Genomic DNA, 22,481 nt, shown 5'->3' with positions numbered 1-22,481 from the left:
CTGTTAAGTACAAAAGAGTATTGCATTAAAGCATGTGTATGAAAATTTTACCTAAAAGGGATTCTTAGCAGTTTAATCTAAAATGTTGAAAACATGAACTTTAAACATAATTTATTCGTATGAAACAACTATTAGTTTCTTCGCTTTTTACAATAGTGTTTGCCTTGGGCTTTGCTCAGAAGTCAAGCATAAATTTCGAAATTCGTAATTTAGGAATCAACGTCGATGGATTTTTTAAAACATTTACAGTCACTACAAAATTTGACGACTCTAATAATCTTGAGGATTTTAGTAGTGAGATAAAAGTAAGTTCTATCGAAACAGGTATTGATAGCCGCGACGAGCATCTGTTACAAGAAGACTATTTTCATACATCAAAATATCCATTAATTACCTTAGATGTTGCAGAATTGTTTAAAGACCCAAATAACGAATATTCAGCTAAAGTCAACTTAAGAATTAAAGGAAAGGCAAAGCAATTTACGATTCCGTTAAAAGTTGAAATCACAGAAACTCAGAGAAAAATAAAATCTAACTTTGAAATTAATCGAAAAGATTTTAAAATAGGTGGAGGTAGTTTTGTGATGGGCAAAACCGTGAAGATAGCCGTAGTACATGTTGAAAAAATCAGATGAGTAAGACTAACTTTGATGTCATTATTATTGGTGGAGGTTTAGCTGGACTAACAAGTGCCATTCATTTGTCAAAGCAGAATTTCAGTGTTTTGTTAATTGAAAAAAACAGTTACCCAAAACATAAAGTCTGTGGTGAATACGTGTCTAATGAGGTATTACCATATCTCGCATTTTTAGGGTTTAACCCTTTTGAGTTTGGCGCAAAACGGATTTCAGAATTCGAATTAACCACACATAACAACAAGAAAATTTTAGCAAAACTCCCATTAGGTGGTTTTGGAATGAGTCGCTACGAACTAGATTTTCAATTGTATCGATTAGCTTTAAAAAATTGCGTTGAAGTACTTCAAGATACTGTTTTAGATGTTGTTTTTAAGGATGATATTTTCCAAGTTGAAACAAAATCAAACGGAAATTTTCAATCCAAAATTACAATCGGGGCTTTTGGTAAGCGTTCCAGTTTGGATGTCACTTTTAACCGAGAATTCATTCAAAAAAAGTCGCCTTATTTGGGCGTTAAAATTCATGTTTCAGGAGATTTTCCTGAAGAAAAAGTAGCGCTTCACAACTTTAAAGGTGGTTATTGCGGTGTTTCAAAAGTGGAGAATGACCATATCAATCTTTGTTACATTACCAATTATGAAGCTTTTAAAAAACATAAAGACATCGAAACGTTTCAACGCGACGTCATGTTTAACAATTCAGAATTAAAAATCATTTTCCAAAACACTAAAGCTGAGTTTGATAAGCCACTAACAATAAGTCAGATTTCATTTGAGACCAAAGACCCAATCGAAAACCATATGATTATGTGCGGTGACACTGCAGGCATGATTCATCCACTATGCGGAAACGGAATGGGTATGGCTATACGAAGTTCGCAATTAGCATCGCAGCTTATAATTGATTACCTTGAAGGAAAAATTGAAACGCGTCAAATTCTAGAAGAACGTTATAAGAAGCAATGGCGAAACACATTTAGTTTAAGGTTAAAAGCTGGCCATATTATTGCCTATTTGTTTCGACAAGATTGGTTGGCGCCAAAGCTCTTGACAGTGCTTAGAGTTTTTCCATTTTTAGTTCCGAAAATTATTAAAATGACACATGGCAAGCCCATGAGCCCATAATGGGCATTTAAAAACAAAAACGTCACTTCGAGTGATTTTATGAGGTACGAATAAAATAGTATCGAAAAGCAAAAATGTTTATAGACACCATATATCGAAGTAATAAAACCGAAATCATGGATGATTTTTCCATGAAAGGCGAGTTGCTTCGCGATACCTTAGATAAGTTAGGAAACATCAATAAATGGCTTGGCGGAAATCGAGTGACTTTAAGTGGTATAAAACGACTTTTAAAAGGAAAACCTAAAGACAAAACATACACAATTATTGACTTAGGTTGCGGTCACGGTGACATACTTCGCTTAATTGCAGATTTTGGACGAAAACAAGGTTATAAATTTAAGCTCATCGGCATTGACGCCAATCAAGATGCCATAGATTATGCCACAGAGTTATCAACCAATTATCCTGAATTGGTGTTTGAGAACAAGGATATTTTCTCTGAAGATTTTCAGAAGATGGATTATGATATTGCATTAGCAACATTGTTTTTGCACCATTTTAAAACAAATGAATTAGAAGTACTATTGAAACAATTAGCATCCAAAGCAAAATTAGGATTAGTCATTAACGACTTACACAGAAGTGAAATAGCGTATGGACTTTTTAAATTACTAAGCTTGGTCATTTCTAATCAGATGATTATTGATGACGGGTTAACTTCTATTCTTAGAGCATTTAAAAGAGAAGACTTAGAAAATCTATCAAAAAACCTTAACCTAAAATCAGAAATCCACTGGAAATGGGCATTCCGCTACCAATGGTTAATTAAAAAATAAATGACTGTAAAAATTACATCAGTTGCAAAGCAATTGCCACAATATACAAGAGAAACCAAGGATATTTTGCCTTTTGTAGAGCTTTGGCTCGAAGGGCAAGAAGATCGTTTTAAGCGTAAAGTTTTAAAGATTTTTGAAAACGCAGCGGTAGATAAACGGTATTCTATAATGGATGCTGAAGAAGTTTTTCTTAATAGCTCATTTGAAGAAAAGAATGATATCTACACGCGTGAAAGTATTAAACTAGCAGAAAAGAGCTTGGTAAAAGCATTGGATAAAGCAAGTTTAAAACCAACAGATATTGATTATATTATTACAGTAAGTTGTACAGGTATTATGATTCCGTCTTTAGATGCGTATTTGATTAATAGCCTAAAGATGAAACAAGACATTGTACGCTTACCTGTAACCGAAATGGGTTGTGCTGCTGGTGTTTCGGGTATTATATATGCAAAGAATTTTCTCAAAGCAAACCCCAATAAACGAGCAGCTGTTATTGCCGTAGAGTCACCAACGGCTACATTTCAGCTAGAAGATTACTCGATGGTAAATATCGTTAGTGCCGCAATTTTTGGCGATGGCTGCGCGAGTGTTATTTTATCTTCATATGAAGATGAAGTTGGTCCAGAGATAAAAGATGAAGCCATGTATCATTTTTATGACGCTAATCACATGATGGGTTTTAAGCTAAGAAATACAGGTTTACAAATGGTCTTAGACCAAAGCGTACCGCAAACCATTGCAGACCATTTCCCGAAGATTATTCATCCTTTTTTAGAAAAGAACGATTTAACCATCGAAGATATTGACCATTTGGTATTTCATCCTGGCGGGAAAAAAATTGTACAAACGGTTGAAGACTTGTTTGGTGAGTTAGGTAAAAATATAGATGACACTAAAGAGGTTTTACGATTATACGGAAACATGAGTAGTGCTACAGTTTTATATGTTTTGGAACGTTTTATGGATAGAGATTTACCAAAAGGTGATAAAGGTGTTATGCTTAGTTTTGGGCCAGGCTTTTCTGCACAACGTATTTTATTAGAATGGTGACAAAATTTATTTTGTCATGCTGAACTTGTTTCAGTATCTCATAAATTAAAAGATAAATGAATAAAGAATTTCAAGATAAAAAGTATTGGGCATTAATCCTCGGCGGCAGCAGTGGATTAGGTTTAGCTACTGCAAAAAAATTAGCAAAACATGGAATGAATATTTGTATCGTGCATCGTAATTCTCGTATGCAAGAAGACGAAATACATGCTGAATTTGAAACGATAAAACAAGAAGGTGTTGCTTTTAAGTCATTTAACACAGATGCTTTTAAACCTGAAAAACGAGAAGCGGTTATAGATTTATTAAAAACAGAATTTGGAACAGAACATAAAATAAGAACACTAGTGCACAGCGTCGCAAAAGGAAATTTAAAACCGATGGTCTCTGAAGACACACCAGTTTTAAGAAATGATGATTTTGCATTAACTATTAACGCTATGGGCATTAGCTTATACGATTGGGCAAAAACACTTTTTGAAGCTGAACTTTTCGCAGAAGATGCGAGAATTATAAGTTTCACAAGTGAAGGCAACAGTAAAGCATGGCAAAATTACGCCGCAGTTTCAGCGGCAAAAGTCACACTCGAAGCTATTACAAGAAACATCGCTCTAGAGTTTGCACCATTTGGAATGAAAGCCAATTGTATACAAGCAGGTGTGACAGATACAAGCTCGTTACGAATGATTCCTGGTAGCGAAAAAATTATAGAGCATAGCTTGATTAGAAACCCAAATAAACGCCTAACCTTACCAGAAGATGTGGCAAATGCTGTCTATCTATTAAGTAAAGATGAAGCCGCTTGGATTACAGGAACTGTCATTCCTGTGGATGGAGGAGAACATTTATGTTAACAGTATTATGGGAATATTTAATTTTAAAACTAAGAAAAACATTTCAATGAAGAGATTTGTTGAATTAGTTATCGAAATTTTTGAACCGTTATTTAAGAAGTATGAATTTGAACTCGCTATTAAAGAATTTACTGAGTCTTATTCAAAATTGGTTTTTGAGAAACATGATAAACGCATATTGATGCTAAGCGAAAAAAGTATTAGAGACGGAAATTATTATGAATTTACAATCGGAAATAGTCTTTGTAATGAAACCAACTCTTTTGATGATTACCATATCTCAGTAAATAGACTATATAAAATTATTAAAAGAAAAGGAAAGGATTTTAATCCATTTCCATCTAACGAAAAAGAAGCGTTGAGATATCTTGAGAAATCTAAACAAGATTTTTTGAGTTGTGCACTTTTCTTTTTGGAGACAGATGATGAACTCTTTGACAAAGTTTTAAGACTAAAAGGAATCAGAAAATAATTGAATTCAGAACAAATCATATCACTTTTACCTTACGAAAAACCATTTCTATTTGTAGATGGCATCGATGCGATTTCAGATGAAAGTATAACAGGGCATTATACATTCAAAAAAGACGAATCGTTTTATGAAGGTCATTTTAAAAATAATCCAATGACGCCTGGTGTAATACTTACCGAATGTATGGCGCAAATCGGTTTGGTGTGTTTAGGGATATATTTATTGAAAGATGAGTTAGAGAGCGATAACCCTCAGATAGCGTTAACCTCAAATCAAGTAGATTTTTATTTGCCAGTTTTACCAGGCGAAAAAGTCACTGTTATATCAGAAAAAGAAGTGTTTCGGTTTAATAAACTAAAGTGCAAAGTGAAGATGTTAAACACAAAAGGAGAGCTGGTCGCAAGAGGAATAATTTCAGGAATGATGAAGGTATGATTTTTAAAATTTTATAGAATCACAAATAAAAATGATATGTCACGCTGAGCTTGTCGAAGCGCATTAACTAACATGAATTTTTTTACGTCTATATTTTACTTTATTCAGATAACACTTATTATACAGGTGTGACTAATGATTTAGAAAGACGAATGAACCAACATAAATCAGGAAGTAATAAATTTAGCTATACCTCAAAACGATTGCCAGTAAGATTGGTTTGGCAGTTACAAAGTACAAACCCATCTGAAGTTATAAAAGTAGAAAAACAAATAAAAGGTTGGTCAAAACGAAAAAAGAAAGCATTAATTGATGAAAATTGTGAAGATTTAATTGAATTTTCTAAAAACTATAAAGAATATGGAAATAGAATTAAAAATAATGAGTCTTCGACAAGCTCAGACTGACAATCTAACTATTAATTGTCTTTTGTATAATTTTAAGCATGAAAAATAGAGTTGTCATAACAGGATTAGGTATTGTTGCTCCAAATGGAGTTGGTATTTCTGAGTTTACAAAGGCTCTAAAATCAGGCAAATCTGGAATTACATTCCATCAAGAGTTAGCAGACTTAAACTTCTCTTGTCAAATAGGAGGCGTACCTAATATTACAGACGCCATTAAATCAGAATATTTCACCGATTTACAACTTAGAGGTTTTAACAGCTCAGGTATTTTATATGGATGTATTTCTGGGATTGATGCATGGAAAGATGCAGGTTTTAACATGGATTCTGAAAGCGATTTAGATTATGACACCGGTCTTATTTTTGGTACAGGAACGTCTGGCGTTGAGAAATTTCGTGAAGCCATTTATAAACTCGATGAAGGCAACGTAAGACGCTTAGGAAGCACAGTGGTTTTACAAACTATGGCAAGTGGTGTAAGTGCGTATTTAAGCGGTATGTTGGGTTTAGGCAACCAAGTGACTACAAATTCTTCGGCTTGTACAACAGGAACAGAAGCGTTACTTATGGGTTTTGAGCGCATCCAAAATGGAAAAGCCAAACGCATGTTAGTAGGCAGTTGTAGTGACCACGGACCATATGTTTGGGGTGGCTTTGACGCCATGCGTGTCATGACCTATAAACACAATAATAATCCTGAATCTAGCTCAAGACCTATGAGCGCAACCGCTTCAGGGTTTGTACCTGGAAGTGGTGCAGGCGCTTTAGTTTTAGAATCTCTAGAAAGTGCTATAGAACGTGGTGTAAAAATCTACGCTGAGGTTTTAGGCGGTGAAGTCAATTCAGGAGGTCAACGTCAAGGTGGCACTTTAACGGCGCCAAATGCTGAAGCTGTCCAGCGATGTATTACAAAAGCAATTGAAAATTCTGATTTACATGCAGATGAAATAGATGTTATAAATGGGCATTTGACGGCAACATCAAAAGACGCTTTAGAAGTTGAAAATTGGACTAAAGCATTAAAGCGAGAAGGCGAAGATTTCCCATATATGAATTCCACAAAATCAATGGTTGGGCATTGTTTGGCAGCAGCTGGTGCCATAGAATGTTTGGCGAGCGTTATACAACTTAAAGAACAGTTTGTTGCGCCTAACATTAATTGCGAGGATTTGCATCCTGAAATAGAAGCATTGGTCAATAGAGAACAGATTCCGACACAAAAAAAAGAGTTGAATTTTGATGTTATTGCTAAGGCAAGTTTTGGCTTTGGAGATGTTAACGCTTGTGTTTTATTTAAGCGATATATAGCGTAACTTTGCCTAAGAAAAATAAACTATGACTAACGACGATTTAATTGCTAAATTAAAAACTATTGTAGCGCCATATATTCAAGATGAAGAAGCCTTCAAAAACCTTTCTGAAGACACTGATTTTGTTTCAGATTTAAAGATAAATTCAGCAAACTTGGTAGATATTATTCTCGATATCGAAGATGAATTTGATATACGATTAGAAAATGAAGACATGGAGAAAATGCTAGATGTAAAATCTGCTATGGAAATCGTAAACACTAAGCTAAGTGCATAATGGTTGGTAACGATATTGTGGATATCGCGAAGGCTAAAAAAGAGTCTAACTGGCAACGCCCACGTTTTTTAGATAAATTATTTACGTCGAAAGAACAACAAATTATTCATAGGTCTGACAATCCATTTATAATGGTTTGGAGATTATGGAGCATGAAAGAAGCGGCTTATAAGCTATACACTCAGATTAATCCAAGTCGTTTTTATAACCCAAAAAGATTTGAATGTGAAATTAAAGAAAAGGGTAGTGTTGTAAATTTTAAAAATTTTAAGTGTTATGTTGAAACCAAAATTACGTCAGACTTCATAATGTCTGAAGCATCATTAAAGCCTTCAAAATTAAAATCTGAAGTCATTCAACTGAAATCTAGAAACATAAAATCTTCGAGCCTATTTTTAAAAGAAAAATTAACGAATTCAATTTTAGAGAATTTTGGAATTGAAAAAGATAAACTCACTCTAAAAAAAGATAATTACGGTATTCCAATAGTAGAATTCAATACCAATAAATTATATGTAAGCTTAACACACCATGGAAATTATGGTGCTTTTGTAATAGCATAAAATGGAACGATTAAGAAAAGTCATAGCGTCTATTATCAAATTCAGAATAGCAATTATAGTTGTTTTGGCAATAGCTATGGGTTTTTCAGGTTACAACACGCTAAACAAATTGAGCGTTGACAACTCATTAAGCATTTGGTTTTTGGAAGATGACCCAAGTTATAAAGCGTATATAGATTTTCAAGAAAGTTTTGGTTCGGATGAGATTTTCATTATTATGCTACCTGTCGAAAATGCTATTGGCGAAACCGAAGTATCGGCTCTAAAAGAGTTGCATAAAAAAATTGAAGCTTTACCGTATGTGCAAACGTCTTTTAGCTTGGCAAAAGCTAAATATCCGATTTATGCCAATAACACCATCAATTTTGATGATTTATACAATCCTAAACGAAGTGAAAAAGGACTAAAAACCCTATTTTCAAAATTACCAAACATCACATCTCAGCTAGTTACGGAAGACTATAAAAATCAGTTCTTTTATATTCAGCTTAATCCAACGCCAACAGTCGAGAAAAAACGCCAGGATATTGCCGCAGAAATGCGTGCTATTATAGAATCTAACTACAAGAACTACTACTTAACAGGACCTCCAGTTTTAAACGAAGCATACAGCAAAGGCATATATAAAGAGAGTTTAATTTTTGGTGTCTTAACGGTGTTAGTTATCACTATAATGCTCTTGTTTTTGCTACCTAGCAAACGGTATTTAATTATCTCATTATTATCTGTTGCGATACCCATAAGCTTACTTTTTGGGTTAATTACATCACTAGGCTTTGCGTTGAATATGATATCAATGCTCATACCAACAATACTTATGGTTTATAGCGTTAGTGATGCTGTGCATATTATAAATATTTATCATAAAGAAGGATTGGCAAACAAAGAATTAATTAAAGTTGAATTATTAGCGGTTGCCATAAGAAAAAGTTTAACGCCTTGTTTTTATACAACCTTAACCACTTTTGTTGGTTACTTTGCGCTGTACTTATCACCATTGCCAGCGTTTAAAAACATGGGTGTTTTTACGTGTATTGGATTATTGTTTAGTTTTATTTTGGTGTATGTCATTACGATTATTGGGTTCAGTTATATGAACCTAAACTTCGAAAAAGCAAAACCCTTATTAAGTTTAAAGCGTTGGAATCAAACAGCATTTATAGATTGGTTAAACCGTGTGACTTCGGATTATAAAAACTCAATAATTATTGGATTTACAATTGTTTTATTAATTGGGGTTTATTCCATTTTTCAGGTTAAGATTGATACAAATTCACGTGACCTTTTAGCCGAGGGAAAAGCAAAACAAGACCTGAGAACTGTTGAGACTGAACTTGGTGGAAGTAATCGATTGCAGATAAATATCACTACAGCTGACGGAAGTGTTATTCTAAAACAAGATGCATTAAAAAGCTTAGAAGATTTTCAGAAAAAGTTAGAATCAAACCCATTAATTTCAAACCCAGTTTCGGTTGTAAATATTAAGCAGTTTTTAGAAAAACGCACACCAGTTTTATTTCAATCTAACGTATCTGAAGACAGATTAAAATCTACACTTTCTGAAGTTGACGCAAAGGACAATAGCTTCTTTAAATTGTTTTCTGAAGACTTAACCACAGCTGGATTTACGTTGACGCTTATGGAAGGCAGAACATCTCAGCTTAATCAAGTTTTAGACGATGTAAAATTAGCCTTCGAATCTTCTTTTGACACTAATGAATATAAGCTAAAAATTAACGGTTTTGCTGTTGTTTTTGCACAGTTGAATAACTTTATTTTAGAAACGCAATTCAAATCATTTTTTGCAGCATTTTTTGTAGCATTTTTATGTTTATTAATTTTCATAAAAAACTTACGAACCACAATTTTAGTCTTAATCCCTAATTTATTACCACTAACAATTTTGGCAATATTAATGAGTGTTTTGGATATTCCGCTCGATGTAACAACTGCCATGATTACACCAATTATGTTGGGTATTGCTATGGACGATACGATTCATTTAGTCTATAAATACAGACGAAGTAACACCATTATAGGTACGCCAAAACAACGTATGGATAATGCGATTAATTATACTGGTGGTGCGTTGTTCAGTACAACAATTGCTCTGGTTGGCGGCTTTTTGATTATCGCAAGTAGCGCAACACCTTCGGTTAGAGATTTTGGATTGCTTTGTGCAACAACTGTTGCTATTGCTTTGATTACGGATATCTTTTACTTACCTGCGTTATTGAAGACGTTTGATAAGTAAGTTTAGTTTAAACGTGCTAAATCATTAGCGTTGTGTTGTTCTTTAACTAAACGTAATTTTAATCTTGAGTTTTTAATTATTCGAAATAAACTAAAGATTGAAACTAATACAGAACCACCAAAAACACATACCTAAGCAAATCCGCTTAGAATATCCGATTTTCGTTTTTCTTGCGCTTTTAATGAAATTAAGCGCTTTTCAATATAGAGTATAAGCGTTCTTTCGGAGCATTGAAGGTGTTTTCAGTAACACTAAGGATATATGATTTTGGTTTTAATTCTTCAAGAATTTCTTCAATTTTTTTAGTTTGCTTTAAGCGCTGATTGTACTCTTCAATTTGTGTTTTATAAACGTTTTCAATGGCGTTATTTACAATAGTTGAATCTGTACTTTCTGAAAGGCTTTTTAAGGCTTGAGAAATTTTAAAGCGTTGCTAAAGCTATTTCCTAAACTGACCATTAAAATAAAAAGAGCTAGAGTACATAGGCTAAGCACATTTAATAATGTAATAGAATTTACTTTTTCTAGTCCATGATTTAACTCGTAATCAAGGGTTAAAGTATTGTTTACATTAATGACGTAAATCGGTAATTCATTTACAGCGACAGCTCCGTCTCTAACGATATATTGATAATTAACAATAGACTTTTGTTTTTTTATATAGTTGCGCCAGTACCAAGGTATTTTTACTTTTATCCCATTTATGGTATCATAATAGGTGCCAGATTTACTACTGTGAGATTCGTAAATACGCTTGTAATATCCTTTTCCACTGTAAAAATTGGGTTAAGCTTGTGTTTTTGATAGCCTTTAAACAGCCAAAATAGTTGTTTCCAGATATTTTTAAGGTTACTATAGTTGAGCTCGTTTTGTGTTAGTATCCGATTTGTTTGCATTAGATGAGGTCAATAAAAACGACTTCATCTTTCTTAATATGCTTTTCATGTCGAATAAAGACTTTTACTGAATTATACTCAACTTCAACCAACCAACTATTCCCATTAAAATAACAAGCTTTCACAGTGCCTTTTAAGTCAGAATTTTTAACAATTTGAAGTTGGTGCGCATAATAAATCGTACCATTAATAACATTAAATTCCCCAAAGAAAGAAGCAACTAAAGGTAGTTTAGGGTTTTTATAAAGTTGCTGAGGTGTGTTTTTAGTGATTATTTTTTTTTGATGAAGCACGAGCATCGTATCAGCAAATCCAAGTACATCATTTTTATCATGCGTCGCAACAACACAAGCAATGTTGTTTTCTTTTAAATATTTAAAGAAACTTCTACGAAGCGATTGTTTTTTAAAATTATCAATGTGGCTAAAAGGCTCGTCTAATAATAAAATTTCAGGTTGTTTAGCTAAAGCTTTGGCTAAAGCCACACGCTGTTTTTGACCGCCGCTGAGATTTTTAACTTTTGTTTTTGCAAAGGCTTTAAGTTCTACAACTTTTATGAGTTCGTTGGTTCGTTTTTGTTTTTCTTCAGGATAAAAACGTGACAAATGTTTACCGATATTTTCTTCAACTGTGATAAAAGGCATCAAGTCAAACTCTTGAGTTACATACTTCATAAAATCATAGCCAATAACCAAGTTGTGTTTTGGGCCTAAGATTTGGGTGTCTTTCCAAAAGATTTCTCCATGAGGTAAATCATATTCGCCATAAATAAGTTTAAGTAAGGTGCTCTTTCCTGAACCACTTCCACCTATAATAGCCAAGTTTTCACCTGATTTTAGTTGAAAAGAAATATCTTCTAAGACAGACGTTTTACTATAGCCGAAACTAATATTATTAACCTGAAGCATAGTGCAAAAATAAGAAGACCCTACAGGTTTCTTCAACTTGTGAGGCCTAAATTATATTTTAAGTTTTAGACTCAGTCCTTAAAATCTTGATTTGGCAAGTTTTCAAAGCCCATATTAAATAATGTGAATCCATAAATATCGGCGTATTGCTCAATAGTTTTACTTACAGGAGTTCCTGCGCCGTGACCAGCATCAGTTTCAATACGGATTAGTGTCGGATTATCACCACTTTGTTTAGCTTGCAATTCTGCTGCAAACTTAAAACTGTGCGCAGGCACGACACGGTCATCGTGGTCACCAGTAGTTACCATTGTCGCAGGATATTCCACACCTTCTTTTACATTATGCACTGGTGAATAGCCTTTGAGATAATAAAACATCTCTTTACTGTCTTCAGCAGTACCGTAATCATAAGCCCAACCCGCACCAGCTGTAAATGTGTGATAACGTAGCATATCTAAAACGCCAACTGCTGGCAATGCTACTTTCATTAAATCTGGACGTTGGGTCATTGTTGCACCAACTAATAAGCCTCCATTAGAGCCACCGCGAATGGCAAGATAATCTGATGAGGTATAATTGTTTTTTATCAGGTATTCTGCAGCAGCAATAAAATCATCAAAAACATTTTGCTTTTGCATTTTGGTACCAGCGTCATGCCATGCTTTTCCGTATTCGCCACCGCCACGAAGGTTTGGTACTGCGTAAATTCCACCTTGCTCCATCCACACCACATTTGTAATGCTAAAACTTGGTCTAAGACTAATATTAAAACCACCATAGCCATAAAGAATTGTTGGATTTTTTCCGTTAAGTTCTAAGCCTTTTTTATGTGTAATTATCATTGGCACTTTGGTCCCATCTTTCGATGTATAAAACACTTGATTACTCTCATAGGCGTCAGGATTAAAGTCGATATCTGGTTTACGATATAATTCTGAATTACCATTTTTAATATCGTACTTGTAAATACTTCCTGGTGTTACGTAGTTTGTAAACGAATAATATAATTCTTTATCTTCTTTTTTAGCGCTAAAACCACCTGCAGAACCTACCCCGGGTAATTTTACTTCTCTTACTAATTTACCGTTATAATCATACTGCATTACTTTAGAAACAGCATCTACCATATAAGTTGCAAAGAAATAACCACCACCAGTTGAAGGGCTTAAAACATTTTCAGTTTCAGAGATAAAATCCACCCAATTTTCAGGAGCTGGGTCAGAAGCATCTACAGTAACAATACGTTGGTTAGGCGCTTTCCAGTTGGTCATAATGTAGAGCTTAGAACCTACATTTTCAATAATATTTGAGTCAGTATCGGCGTGGTCTAAAATCGTAATAAAGTCGGAATCTGGCTTAGTTAAATCCTTAATTAGTAGTTTGTTTCCTGATGTAGACACACTCGGCGTTATAACCAAATAACGGTTATCTTCTGTGACGCCACCGTAAATATATCGGTGTTTTTGCTCAGGAGTTCCACCATAAATGAGTTCATCCTCAGATTGAGGCGTTCCTATTTTATGATAGTAAACTTTATGTTGGTCTGTTTTTGCAGACAATTCACTTCCTTCAGGTTTGTCGTAGCTAGAATAGTAAAAGCCATCATTTTTATACCAAGACATTCCGCTAAACTTTATGTCAACTAAGGTGTCTTCAACAATTTCTTTAGTTTCGGTATTCATGACCAAAATTTTACGCCAATCGCTTCCGCCTTCAGAAATTGAGTAAGCTAATATTTTTCCATTTTTAGAAAAACTCATTCCTCCAAGTGAAATCGTACCATCTTCTTTAAATGTATTAGGGTCTAAAAACACTTCGGCTGTACTTGGGTCAGTGTCATTTTTATAGCGATAATAAACAAATTGGTTTTGCAAGCCATTGTTTTTTCTAAAATAAGTATAGTTGCCTTCTTTGAAAGGCGCACCCACTTTTTCATAGTTCCATAACTGAGATAGACGCTCCTTTAGTTCTTCACGATAAGGAATACTGTCTAAAAAACTTCCTGTTGTTGCATTTTGGGTTTTTACCCAAGCTTCAGTTTCTGCACTTCGGTCATCTTCGAGCCAACGATAAGGGTCTTTGATGTCTTCGCCAAAATAGGTGTCTGTATGGTCTATTTTTGCTGTTTCAGGGTATAGAACTTTAATCACCTTTTTTGATTCACTTTCGTTTTTACAAGACATAAAAAAGACTAATGCTAACAACAAATAGGCTATTTGTTTCATGGGTTTATAATGTTTTGATTGTACTAAAATTAATCAAAAAAGCACCTTGCAATAAACGAAAGATGCTTTTTTAAGATTTTTTTATAGTCTTAAAAAATTTTAAACCAAGTTATTAGCTACCAGATATTCGGCTATTTGTACGGTATTAGTCGCAGCTCCTTTTCTGAGATTATCACTAACAATCCACATATTTAAAGCGTTGGGTTGTGATAGGTCTCGACGAATACGTCCAACAAAAACATCATCCTTTCCGTTAGCATACATTGGCATTGGGTAGGTATTGACATCTGTATTGTCTTGAACAACAACACCTTCAGTTTCACTTAAAAGTTTTCGAATATCAGTTAAACTGAAATCATTCTCAAACTCAACATTTACAGATTCGCTATGTCCGCCAGCTGTTGGAATACGAACTGCCGTTGCAGTAACCGCAATAGTATTATCGTCTAAGATTTTTTGAGTTTCTCGCACCAGTTTCATTTCTTCCTTTGTATAACCTGTTTCTTCAAAAACATCACAATGTGGAATGGCATTTTTGGCAATAGGATAGGGATACGCCATTTCGCCTTTAATACCAGCGATTTCATTTTCTAACTGTTCTACGGCTTTTACACCAGTACCAGAAACAGATTGATATGTAGATACGATAACACGTTTTATTTTGTATTTCTCGTGAAGTGGTGCCAAAGCCATAACCATTTGTATGGTAGAGCAATTTGGATTGGCAATAATTTTATCCGCTTTTGTTAGTTGCTTAGCGTTAATTTCTGGAACGACTAGTTTTTTGTCTAAATCCATACGCCAAGCCGATGAATTATCAATTACCGTAGTGCCAGCTTCAGCAAATTTGGGTGCCCATTCTAAAGATGTGCTTCCACCTGCAGAAAACAGCGCAATATCAGGTTTTTGATTTACGGCATCTGCCAAACCAATAACTGTTATGGGTTTATTTTTATAGTAAATTTCCTTTCCCACAGAGCGCTCTGAGGCTACTAATAATAATTTGTCCATTGGAAAATTACGTTCCTCTAAAACCTTAAGCATTACGCTACCCACAAGACCAGTAGCACCGACTATAGCTATTTTCATGTATAATGATTTAAATTAAACAGAAAACAAAAGTAAAGTATTCTTAATTGCCCGAAAACTAATATTAAAAATTAGCACAAAAAAGACCCCGATTGTTAAATCGGGGTTTGGTTAAAATATGTAATGTAGCGGTTAGCTAAATCTTATTTCTGATTTTTAAGAAGCTCTTTAATGTCTGCTAAAAGTTCTTCTTGAGTTGGTCCTGCTGGAGCTTCTGGAGCAGGCTCTTCTTTTTTCTTCATTTTGTTTATGCCTTTTACAACCAAGAACATTACAAAAGCTACAATAATAAAGTCAATAACGTTTGTTAAAAACGTACCATATTCTAAAAATACTTCACCTACCATTTCACCTGCATCGTTTAAAGTTCCATCCTTTAATTTGTATTTGAGTGCTTTAAAGTCTGAATCGAAAATTAGTCCAATTAATGGAGAAACAATTCCTCCTGTAAACGCTGTAACTACTTCTTTGAAAGCAGCACCCATCACAAAACCAATAGCAATGTCAACCAAATTGCCTTTCATGGCAAATTCTTTAAATTCTTTAAGCATAATTTTAAAATTTTTAACAGTTAGTTAGGCACAATTTAGTTAAAATTTTAACATAACAATACAATTTTTTGGATATTTGAATAGGGTGTTATTTAAAAATAACTCTTTTAACGCGTTTAGAAATTGCAGTTAAAATCTCGTAAGAAATAGTATTTGAAGACGCTGCTAAATTTGAAGCTTTATGTTTCCCATCGAAAATTACGACTTCGTCTCCTTCTTTACAGTCAATGTTGGTGACGTTAGCCATAATCATGTCCATACAAACATTTCCTATGATTGGGGCTTTTTGTCCATTGATAAAAATAAAGCCTTTTTCATTTCCAAATTGACGTGAAATACCATCGGCGTGTCCTATTGGAATCGTTGCTGTTTTTTCAAAATTATCAGCAATGTAAGCGCGATTATAACCCACGGTTTCTCCTTTTTCAATTTGATGAATTTGTGAAATCACAGATTTTAGGGCGGCAATTGGTTTTAAATTTTGGTTTTCTTTTGCTGAATTTCCAAAACCATACAAACCGATACCACAACGCACCATATCTAAATGTGCTTCAGGATAATTGATAACCCCAGAAGTATTGCTAAGGTGCAACCAAGGTTTGTAGGCAATTTCTGTTTCAAAATCATCAGCTATTTTTTTAAAATCTTTAATTTGCTTTAAAGTGAATTCTTTTTCATTTTCATCCTCACTCGCTGCCAAATGCGAAAACAATGATTTAGCAATAATAGCAGTCGTGCTTTTTAGTTTTGAGATAATAAAATCAATATCACTTTGCTTGAAGCCTAATCGGTTTAAACCTGTATTGAATTTTATGTGTACGGGATAATTTTTCTGTTTTTTTTCGTTCGCAATTTTTATAAATGCGTTTAGAATGCGTGGGCTATATAAGCTTGGTTCTAAACAATGCTCAATAATGGTTGTAAAATTGACTTCCTGAGGATGCAATACTAAAATAGGCGTAGTTATACCAGCATCTCTTAACACGACACCTTCATGAGTGTAAGCTACGGCAAAGTAATCAACGTTTAAATTTTGAAGATGTTTGGCAATTTCAATAGAATCACTTCCGTAGGCAAAAGCCTTAACTACTGCTAAAAATTTGGTTTTGGAATTTAGTTTAGATTTTAAGTATTCAAAGTTGTGCGTTAACGCATTGAGGTCAATTTCTAAAACAGTTTCCTGGACTTTAGACATCTGATTTTTTATCTTTTGAAGCTACCTCTTCGGCATCTTTCACTTTCATTTGATGTACCTTTTCGCGCAGCATAGATTTGTAATACGCGGCTCTGCTTAAGGGTTCGTATTCGTCAACCTCGCCAAGTAAAACCAAAGCGTCACTTGCGGCTTTACGGTAACTGTATTGTGCTAAGTTTCCTGTTTTGGTACATACTGCATGCACCTTAGTTACGTACTCAGCAGTTGCCATAAGATTTGGCATTGGTCCAAACGGATTACCCTTAAAATCCATATCCAAGCCTGCAACGATGACACGAATACCATTATTGGCTAAATCATTACAAACACTGACAATTTCATCATCGAAAAATTGTGCTTCGTCAATACCAACGACATCGCAACCATCTGCTAAAATAGGAATATTGGCTGCCGCAGGAACAGGTGTTGAGCGAATTTCGTTAGCATCATGCGAAATTACTTTTTCATCGTCATAACGAATATCTACAGCAGGTTTAAAAATTTCAACTTTCTGGCGTGCAAACTGAGCACGTTTCAATCTACGGATTAATTCTTCTGTTTTACCAGAAAACATCGAGCCGCAGATAACTTCAATCCAACCAAATTGTTCTTTATGATTTACCGTATTTTCGAGAAACATTTCGTAATTTTAGCACTAAATCGTGTCCGATTTTCGTTTGTATAAAGGTGACGCAAATTTATTAAAAATCAAAAGTTATTTTTGGCTACTCGTCAAAATAAAAACATAAAATTCAATCAAATGAAAAAGAAATTAGAATCAGAATTAGTTAGTATAGCACATAGGATTCTAAAGCTTACAGGGAAAGAAGATATAAATCGTATGCACGAAGAGGTTGCGATACTTTACGAAAAACTTACCGTTTTAAAATTTGCACAAGAAAATTTCGAAGAAGAACTTCCAAAGATTGGAAACGATTCTTCATTCTTTGGAATGCTAGATGCTGCCTTTAATAATACGATTAGTGATAATATTGAGGTAGAAAATAAAGTCTACGTAAACATGGACGAGCGCGAAGATGATGGTATTATGGAGCCTGTTATGAACAAAATCAAGGATATGGTGGCGTTTATGCCACAAGACGGAGACGAAGCTGACGATGAAGTTGAAGATGTTACCAAAGGAAGTTCTAACGGACAACAAGCAAGGGTAGTTGAGTTTGAAACTATCACTCAAGATTTTGCAAATATCCCAGAGTTTGAACCTATTGAAGACGCTAAAAAACGCGAAACCGAAACTAAGGTAAAGTCATTAAATGATAAATTAAAATCAGGAGGATTACAAATAGGTCTTAACGATAAGATTGCCTTTATTAAGCACTTATTTGGTGGAAAAAGTCAAGATTATGACCGCGTCATATCTCAAATAAATACAGCGACATCTTTGCAAGAGGCTCAAGATTTTATTGAGCAATTGGTAAAACCAGATTACAACAATTGGGAAGGTAAAGAAGAGTACGAAGAACGATTATTAGAAATCGTAGAAGGTAAATTTAATTAAAAATATGCTGATTAAAAAAATCATCTACTGGTTAGCGACAGCTATACTTTGTGGTATTATGCTGTATTCTGCACAAATGTATTTTATAAATACAGAAATGGTTGAAGGTCTTTTCGAAAGCTTTAACTATCCAACATATTATGTAATTCCGCTTGCAGTATTAAAAGTCCTCGGTGTAATTATGATTTTATGGCGAAAAAGTCGATGGTTGACGGAATGGGCTTATGCAGGTTTCTTTTTTGATTTAGTTTTAGCTTATATGGCACATCATTATGCTAATGATGGACAAGAAATATTTGCTTTGATTGCTTTAATAGCAATTTTTCCATCTTATTTTTTGGGTAAATATATTAGAGATTAAATGGGAAAACTCTATCTCGTACCAACTCCAATAGGAAATTTAAAAGACATGACGTTTAGAGCTGTTGAGTTATTAAACGAAGTCGACTTAATTTTAGCTGAAGACACGCGTACTTCGGGTAAACTTTTAAAGCATTTTGAAATTACGACACAGATGCAAAGCCATCATATGCACAATGAGCATAAAACGTTAACACATTTGGTAGAAAAATTAAAATCAGGATTATCAATCGCAGTGATTAGCGATGCAGGAACACCAGCGATTTCTGACCCAGGATTTTTATTGACCAGAGCTTGTGTCGAAAATGATATTGAAGTTGAATGTTTACCTGGAGCAACAGCTTTTGTACCAGCTTTAGTTAATAGTGGTTTACCAAATGATAAATTTGTATTTGAAGGCTTTTTACCTGTAAAAAAAGGACGTCAAACACGTTTGCTATTACTTGCTGAAGAAACACGAACAATGATTTTTTATGAAAGCCCACATAAGTTAGTAAAGACTTTAGGACATTTCTGTGAATTTTTTGGTGAAGACCGACAAGTTTCAGTGTCACGAGAATTGACTAAACTCTATGAAGAAACGATTCGCGGAACGGCTGAAGAGGTTTTGGAACATTATACCAATAAGCCACCTAAAGGAGAAATTGTCATTGTGGTTGGTGGGAAGAAGTAATGGGAACTTTACTTTACAATATCAGACAGTGCAGTATTTGTGAGTCACATTTACCATTAGAAGCAAACCCAATAGTTAGTTTTTTATCACAGTCTAAAATTATATTATTAAGTCAAGCACCAGGTAAAATAGCTCACCAGAAAACTAAAGCTTGGGATGATCCAAGTTGTAGGAAATTATGCAAATGGCTTGGGGTTAACGAAGCACAGTTTTACAATCCAGATAATTTTGCCATTTTACCTATTGGATTTTGTTATCCCGGAAAAGCAACAACGGGCGATTTACCACCACGACCAGAATGTGCACCACTTTAGCAAGATAACGTTTTGAGCGCTTTAAAAAACGTAAAACTAACTATTTTAATAGGAGGCTATGCTCAGAAATACTATTTAAAAGATAATATGAAACGAGCATGCTAAACATATTATCACCCAAAGGAATGATTAATAGCGAACAGCATGTGTCCTTAAAAAAACAATACATATAAACACATGAAACGGACTTTAACAGAAAGGGTGTCTAGTTTTGAAGACTATCTATCGGAGTGTTTTCCAATTCTTCACCCATCGCCTACTAATCGGTTTTGGCGTGCTAAGAATCTTTGGTTTGAGGAGTTGATTGTGCAGGAGTTACGTAAAAAAATTAATACTATTCTAAAGTAAAAAACCTCGCACACTTGCGAGGTTTAGATTTAATAAGAAAAGAGTTTACTGCTTCTTAATAGTTAAAATAATTACACCTCCAGGAGAGTTATATTTTTTTATTGCTTTTTCTCCTTTTATAACTTCCATTTTTTCAATTTTATTTACGTCAATTGTTTGTAATACTGACTGGTCTGCTATTTTACCATCGATAATTATAGTTGGTTTTTCGAAGTTTTTCGATGTCTCTTTCGTTAGAGAGACATCCATTTTGTTATTAACCTTAGTTGTAATTAAAATCACACCATTATTTGTATTGTATAATGCTTTGGCTTCATCGCCCTTTAAAACGTTAACCGATTCTATTTTGCTTTGGTCAATCAAATCCATTGAAAAGTCAAACTTTTTTCCATTGACTATAATTAGTGGTTTTTTGTCGTCTTTAACTTTTACGTAAAGTTCTTTTTCGCTCTGTTTTTGTGCAGAAATATTGAAGCTACTTAATATTGCTACTGCTAATACGAATGCTAATTTTTTCATGCTGTTTTATTTTTAAGGTTTATATTTTATTTCGTTTTTGTGTATACTGTAATCAATTCGTCTTCAAAAATTATTTCTAAATTGGTGTTTTGTTCAGTTTCTGGAAACATGCTTTTAGCGTCAATCAGTAGGGCTTCTTTTTCCCAAAGAGTTTGAGTACTTTCTTGCTGATTTTTGATGTACAACGAAAAGAATAGAGTTATCGAGGCAGCGACAAGCAATACTCTTTTTACTAGCCTATTTTTGGGTTGAGTTTTCTTTTCAAAAGATTTCCATAGTTTTTCATTAAAATTTTCAGGAATTTCTTTTTTATTTTCTTTTTTAGAAGTTATCCAATTTGCTAATGAAGAATCTAATTCAGAAACGTTTTCAAATAAAAACTGCTCATCCTTTAAAGAGGTTTCTCCGTTTTTGTATTTTTCAAAAATATCTTTAATATGCTCCTTTTTCATAATCGTATGTTTTTAGAAGTGTATCGCCTATTTGTTTTCTTGCTCTAGAAATTAAAACTCTTGCATGTGTTTGTTTGATATTTAACGCCGAGGCAATTTCTGTAAACTCATAGCCATCGATGTCTCTCATTAAGAAGACGTCGCGTTGCTGTTCGGGCAACGTTTTTAAAATTTCTAGTATAATTTTGTTGAGTTCGTACCATTCTATAGTGTTTTCGTCTTTAGATTTTATCAGTTTTAGATGATTTGCATCGTTGTAAAGTTCAACGTTCTTTTTCCTAAGAAGGTCTAAACAATAATTACGAGCAGTTAAAAAAATAAAACCATTAATGTTGGGATGATTTTTTAATTTGTCTCTTTTCTGCCAAATCTTAATCATTATTTCCTGTATAGCATCTTCGGGTTTTTCGTAAGCACCTAAAATTCTTGAAACCATTGGAAATAGCTTTTCAGATAAAACAAAAACAGTATTCTTAAATTCTAACTTGGTCATCTTACTTTAATAACGTTATTGTTGTAGAATGTGTAACAGAGAAATGCAATTATTTTTAAAACGGTGAAATTGATACCGCTTAAAGCTTCTGTTTTTAAACAAAAAACCTCACCATTTTTGGCAAGGTTTAGTCTAATTAATCTAACAGTCGCAAAGCGACGGTCTAAAGTCTATTTTCTAAAAGCGAAGCGGTCTAATAACGACTTCCATCATGTTTCCCAACCTCAAAACCATGCTTTCCTAAGTATTGGTTTCCACTTTCAATAGCACCTTCTTCCATGGTTGTACCCATAGAATCGTTCCAACGGTTAAGGTATCCAAATAATGAAATTACACCCAGCATTTCTACAATTTCGCCTTCGTCCCAATAATTATGTAAACGTTCTTTAATTTCGGCATCTACAGCATTTGGAACCATTGAGGCTTCTAAAGAAAAGTCCAAGGCTGCGCGTTCGGCCTCAGAAAACGCAGGATGAGTTCTATATTCCCAAATGTTATCTAATTGCTCTTGGTCAGCGCCATAACGTTCTGCAGCTCTTATGGCATGCGCTTGACAATAACGGCAACCAGTAGCGTTACTACTGACCCAAGCAATCATTCGTTTTAAGGCAGAAGTTACGCGTCCCTCATTCGCCATAACCGCTTTATTCGCTTTCAGGTTTAATACCTCGAGGCTTGCCTCGTTAATTATTACTATTTTGTGACTCGATGTCACAGAATAGTAAATATATCCATAAAAGTCATAATGTTACAGTTTTACTATATCATTT

The 22,481-nt window shown here is 34.1% G+C and carries 26 protein-coding genes and 1 pseudogene; 17 read left to right on the top strand and 10 right to left on the bottom strand.

Translation table 11 applies throughout. The annotated features are described in order from the left end of the window. The first annotated feature begins 119 nt into the window (after positions 1–119). The 12 genes from HKP48_RS06760 (at position 120) to HKP48_RS06705 (ending at position 10,166) form a co-directional block, all read left to right on the top strand. Entirely contained in the window at positions 120–635 is a 516-nt protein-coding gene (locus HKP48_RS06760; protein ID WP_296344139.1) for a YceI family protein, read from the top strand. Then, positions 632–1,762 (top strand): NAD(P)/FAD-dependent oxidoreductase, encoded by a 1,131-nt coding sequence (locus HKP48_RS06755; protein ID WP_296344138.1) that lies wholly within the window; start codon positions 632–634, stop codon positions 1,760–1,762. The genes HKP48_RS06760 and HKP48_RS06755 overlap by 4 nt, the downstream gene beginning before the upstream one ends. Positions 1,763–1,878: 116 nt before the next feature. Next, entirely contained in the window at positions 1,879–2,541 is a 663-nt protein-coding gene (locus HKP48_RS06750; RefSeq protein WP_296344136.1) for a methyltransferase domain-containing protein, read from the top strand. Next, positions 2,542–3,594 carry a type III polyketide synthase gene (locus HKP48_RS06745; protein ID WP_296344134.1) on the top strand — a complete coding sequence of 351 codons (1,053 nt, stop codon included), beginning with the start codon at positions 2,542–2,544 and terminating at the stop codon, positions 3,592–3,594. 56 nt (positions 3,595–3,650) lie between these two features. Further along, entirely contained in the window at positions 3,651–4,448 is a 798-nt protein-coding gene (locus HKP48_RS06740) for an SDR family oxidoreductase (RefSeq protein WP_296344132.1), read from the top strand. A gap of 46 nt (positions 4,449–4,494) precedes the next feature. After that, positions 4,495–4,920, top strand: a complete 426-nt coding sequence (locus HKP48_RS06735) for a hypothetical protein (RefSeq protein ID WP_296344129.1) — start codon at positions 4,495–4,497, stop codon at positions 4,918–4,920. Then, the gene (locus tag HKP48_RS06730; protein WP_296344128.1) at positions 4,921–5,355 is read left to right on the top strand and encodes a hydroxymyristoyl-ACP dehydratase; all 435 of its coding nucleotides are present in this window, start codon (positions 4,921–4,923) and stop codon (positions 5,353–5,355) included. Between the two features lie 92 nt (positions 5,356–5,447). Further along, the gene (locus tag HKP48_RS06725) at positions 5,448–5,762 is read left to right on the top strand and encodes a GIY-YIG nuclease family protein (protein ID WP_296344141.1); all 315 of its coding nucleotides are present in this window, start codon (positions 5,448–5,450) and stop codon (positions 5,760–5,762) included. 38 nt (positions 5,763–5,800) lie between these two features. Next, the gene (locus tag HKP48_RS06720; RefSeq protein ID WP_296344126.1) at positions 5,801–7,075 is read left to right on the top strand and encodes a beta-ketoacyl-[acyl-carrier-protein] synthase family protein; all 1,275 of its coding nucleotides are present in this window, start codon (positions 5,801–5,803) and stop codon (positions 7,073–7,075) included. A gap of 22 nt (positions 7,076–7,097) precedes the next feature. Beyond that, on the top strand, positions 7,098–7,349 hold the full coding sequence (locus tag HKP48_RS06715) for a phosphopantetheine-binding protein (protein ID WP_296344125.1): 252 nt from the start codon (positions 7,098–7,100) through the stop codon (positions 7,347–7,349). Beyond that, complete coding sequence (locus tag HKP48_RS06710; protein WP_296344123.1) at positions 7,349–7,912, top strand: 4'-phosphopantetheinyl transferase superfamily protein; 564 nt, start codon at positions 7,349–7,351, stop codon at positions 7,910–7,912. Before HKP48_RS06715 ends, HKP48_RS06710 begins: the two co-directional genes overlap by 1 nt. Before the next feature lies 1 nt (position 7,913). Beyond that, complete coding sequence (locus tag HKP48_RS06705) at positions 7,914–10,166, top strand: MMPL family transporter (RefSeq protein WP_296344121.1); 2,253 nt, start codon at positions 7,914–7,916, stop codon at positions 10,164–10,166. A gap of 895 nt (positions 10,167–11,061) precedes the next feature. On the opposite strand, the gene HKP48_RS06700 is transcribed toward HKP48_RS06705, so the two are convergent. From HKP48_RS06700 to HKP48_RS06675, 6 genes are all read right to left on the bottom strand, one after another. Then, positions 11,062–11,970: an ABC transporter ATP-binding protein gene (locus HKP48_RS06700; RefSeq protein WP_296344119.1), complete on the bottom strand. Its 909-nt coding sequence runs from the start codon at positions 11,968–11,970 to the stop codon at positions 11,062–11,064. 71 nt (positions 11,971–12,041) lie between these two features. Then, positions 12,042–14,198, bottom strand: a complete 2,157-nt coding sequence (locus HKP48_RS06695) for a prolyl oligopeptidase family serine peptidase (RefSeq protein WP_296344117.1) — start codon at positions 14,196–14,198, stop codon at positions 12,042–12,044. Between the two features lie 99 nt (positions 14,199–14,297). Beyond that, on the bottom strand, positions 14,298–15,287 hold the full coding sequence (locus tag HKP48_RS06690; protein WP_296344115.1) for an aspartate-semialdehyde dehydrogenase: 990 nt from the start codon (positions 15,285–15,287) through the stop codon (positions 14,298–14,300). A gap of 143 nt (positions 15,288–15,430) precedes the next feature. Further along, positions 15,431–15,838: a large conductance mechanosensitive channel protein MscL gene (gene mscL, locus HKP48_RS06685; protein WP_296344113.1), complete on the bottom strand. Its 408-nt coding sequence runs from the start codon at positions 15,836–15,838 to the stop codon at positions 15,431–15,433. A gap of 88 nt (positions 15,839–15,926) precedes the next feature. Continuing rightward, positions 15,927–17,033: an alanine racemase gene (gene alr / locus HKP48_RS06680; protein ID WP_296344111.1), complete on the bottom strand. Its 1,107-nt coding sequence runs from the start codon at positions 17,031–17,033 to the stop codon at positions 15,927–15,929. Further along, entirely contained in the window at positions 17,026–17,673 is a 648-nt protein-coding gene (locus HKP48_RS06675) for a thymidine kinase (RefSeq protein WP_296344109.1), read from the bottom strand. Before HKP48_RS06675 ends, alr begins: the two co-directional genes overlap by 8 nt. Before the next feature lie 120 nt (positions 17,674–17,793). Here HKP48_RS06675 and HKP48_RS06670 point away from each other — a divergent pair, with 120 nt between their 5' ends. The 5 genes from HKP48_RS06670 to HKP48_RS12245 all read left to right on the top strand — a co-directional run bounded on the left by HKP48_RS06670 (position 17,794) and on the right by HKP48_RS12245 (position 20,247). Next, a complete protein-coding gene (locus HKP48_RS06670) occupies positions 17,794–18,552 on the top strand; it encodes a hypothetical protein (protein WP_296344107.1) in 759 nt (252 codons plus the stop codon). A 4-nt stretch (positions 18,553–18,556) separates the two neighbouring features. Next, entirely contained in the window at positions 18,557–18,913 is a 357-nt protein-coding gene (locus HKP48_RS06665; protein ID WP_296344104.1) for a DoxX family protein, read from the top strand. Next, positions 18,914–19,585, top strand: a complete 672-nt coding sequence (rsmI, locus tag HKP48_RS06660; protein ID WP_296344102.1) for a 16S rRNA (cytidine(1402)-2'-O)-methyltransferase — start codon at positions 18,914–18,916, stop codon at positions 19,583–19,585. Continuing rightward, positions 19,585–19,899 carry a uracil-DNA glycosylase family protein gene (locus HKP48_RS12250; protein ID WP_363928602.1) on the top strand — a complete coding sequence of 105 codons (315 nt, stop codon included), beginning with the start codon at positions 19,585–19,587 and terminating at the stop codon, positions 19,897–19,899. Before rsmI ends, HKP48_RS12250 begins: the two co-directional genes overlap by 1 nt. A 177-nt stretch (positions 19,900–20,076) precedes the next feature. Further along, complete coding sequence (locus HKP48_RS12245; protein WP_363928601.1) at positions 20,077–20,247, top strand: hypothetical protein; 171 nt, start codon at positions 20,077–20,079, stop codon at positions 20,245–20,247. A gap of 45 nt (positions 20,248–20,292) precedes the next feature. Here the strand turns inward: HKP48_RS12245 and HKP48_RS06650 are convergent, their stop codons facing one another. From HKP48_RS06650 to HKP48_RS06635, 4 genes and pseudogenes are all read right to left on the bottom strand, one after another. Next, positions 20,293–20,766: a hypothetical protein gene (locus HKP48_RS06650; RefSeq protein ID WP_296344100.1), complete on the bottom strand. Its 474-nt coding sequence runs from the start codon at positions 20,764–20,766 to the stop codon at positions 20,293–20,295. A gap of 26 nt (positions 20,767–20,792) precedes the next feature. After that, complete coding sequence (locus HKP48_RS06645; protein ID WP_296344098.1) at positions 20,793–21,218, bottom strand: hypothetical protein; 426 nt, start codon at positions 21,216–21,218, stop codon at positions 20,793–20,795. After that, a complete protein-coding gene (locus HKP48_RS06640; protein ID WP_296344095.1) occupies positions 21,199–21,711 on the bottom strand; it encodes an RNA polymerase sigma factor in 513 nt (170 codons plus the stop codon). Before HKP48_RS06640 ends, HKP48_RS06645 begins: the two co-directional genes overlap by 20 nt. Before the next feature lie 193 nt (positions 21,712–21,904). Continuing rightward, positions 21,905–22,399, bottom strand: a pseudogene (locus HKP48_RS06635) (carboxymuconolactone decarboxylase family protein); the annotation flags it as partial. Positions 22,400–22,481: the final 82 nt, after the last annotated feature.

Origin of the sequence: Winogradskyella sp. (assembly GCF_013042245.1) — a bacterium.
Classification (GTDB): domain Bacteria; phylum Bacteroidota; class Bacteroidia; order Flavobacteriales; family Flavobacteriaceae; genus Winogradskyella.
This window is presented reverse-complemented; position numbering and strand designations above follow the sequence as displayed.

Excerpts from the sequence above, each read along its gene's own strand:
- HKP48_RS06740 (WP_296344132.1), top strand. The coding sequence starts at position 3,651 with ATGAATAAAGAATTTCAAGATAAAAAGTATTGGGCATTAATCCTCGGC.
- HKP48_RS12250 (WP_363928602.1), top strand. The coding sequence starts at position 19,585 with ATGGGAACTTTACTTTACAATATCAGACAGTGCAGTATTTGTGAGTCA.
- HKP48_RS06715 (WP_296344125.1), top strand. The coding sequence starts at position 7,098 with ATGACTAACGACGATTTAATTGCTAAATTAAAAACTATTGTAGCGCCA.
- HKP48_RS06705 (WP_296344121.1), top strand. The coding sequence starts at position 7,914 with ATGGAACGATTAAGAAAAGTCATAGCGTCTATTATCAAATTCAGAATA.
- HKP48_RS06735 (WP_296344129.1), top strand. The coding sequence starts at position 4,495 with ATGAAGAGATTTGTTGAATTAGTTATCGAAATTTTTGAACCGTTATTT.
- HKP48_RS06690 (WP_296344115.1), bottom strand. The coding sequence starts at position 15,287 with ATGAAAATAGCTATAGTCGGTGCTACTGGTCTTGTGGGTAGCGTAATG.
- HKP48_RS06640 (WP_296344095.1), bottom strand. The coding sequence starts at position 21,711 with ATGACCAAGTTAGAATTTAAGAATACTGTTTTTGTTTTATCTGAAAAG.
- HKP48_RS06695 (WP_296344117.1), bottom strand. The coding sequence starts at position 14,198 with ATGAAACAAATAGCCTATTTGTTGTTAGCATTAGTCTTTTTTATGTCT.
- HKP48_RS06665 (WP_296344104.1), top strand. The coding sequence starts at position 18,557 with ATGCTGATTAAAAAAATCATCTACTGGTTAGCGACAGCTATACTTTGT.
- HKP48_RS06745 (WP_296344134.1), top strand. The coding sequence starts at position 2,542 with ATGACTGTAAAAATTACATCAGTTGCAAAGCAATTGCCACAATATACA.
- HKP48_RS06645 (WP_296344098.1), bottom strand. The coding sequence starts at position 21,218 with ATGAAAAAGGAGCATATTAAAGATATTTTTGAAAAATACAAAAACGGA.
- HKP48_RS06710 (WP_296344123.1), top strand. The coding sequence starts at position 7,349 with ATGGTTGGTAACGATATTGTGGATATCGCGAAGGCTAAAAAAGAGTCT.
- mscL (WP_296344113.1), bottom strand. The coding sequence starts at position 15,838 with ATGCTTAAAGAATTTAAAGAATTTGCCATGAAAGGCAATTTGGTTGAC.
- HKP48_RS06700 (WP_296344119.1), bottom strand. The coding sequence starts at position 11,970 with ATGCTTCAGGTTAATAATATTAGTTTCGGCTATAGTAAAACGTCTGTC.
- alr (WP_296344111.1), bottom strand. The coding sequence starts at position 17,033 with ATGTCTAAAGTCCAGGAAACTGTTTTAGAAATTGACCTCAATGCGTTA.
- HKP48_RS06670 (WP_296344107.1), top strand. The coding sequence starts at position 17,794 with ATGAAAAAGAAATTAGAATCAGAATTAGTTAGTATAGCACATAGGATT.
- HKP48_RS06720 (WP_296344126.1), top strand. The coding sequence starts at position 5,801 with ATGAAAAATAGAGTTGTCATAACAGGATTAGGTATTGTTGCTCCAAAT.
- HKP48_RS06755 (WP_296344138.1), top strand. The coding sequence starts at position 632 with ATGAGTAAGACTAACTTTGATGTCATTATTATTGGTGGAGGTTTAGCT.
- HKP48_RS06760 (WP_296344139.1), top strand. The coding sequence starts at position 120 with ATGAAACAACTATTAGTTTCTTCGCTTTTTACAATAGTGTTTGCCTTG.
- HKP48_RS06675 (WP_296344109.1), bottom strand. The coding sequence starts at position 17,673 with ATGTTTCTCGAAAATACGGTAAATCATAAAGAACAATTTGGTTGGATT.
- HKP48_RS06750 (WP_296344136.1), top strand. The coding sequence starts at position 1,879 with ATGGATGATTTTTCCATGAAAGGCGAGTTGCTTCGCGATACCTTAGAT.
- HKP48_RS06650 (WP_296344100.1), bottom strand. The coding sequence starts at position 20,766 with ATGAAAAAATTAGCATTCGTATTAGCAGTAGCAATATTAAGTAGCTTC.
- HKP48_RS12245 (WP_363928601.1), top strand. The coding sequence starts at position 20,077 with ATGAAACGGACTTTAACAGAAAGGGTGTCTAGTTTTGAAGACTATCTA.
- rsmI (WP_296344102.1), top strand. The coding sequence starts at position 18,914 with ATGGGAAAACTCTATCTCGTACCAACTCCAATAGGAAATTTAAAAGAC.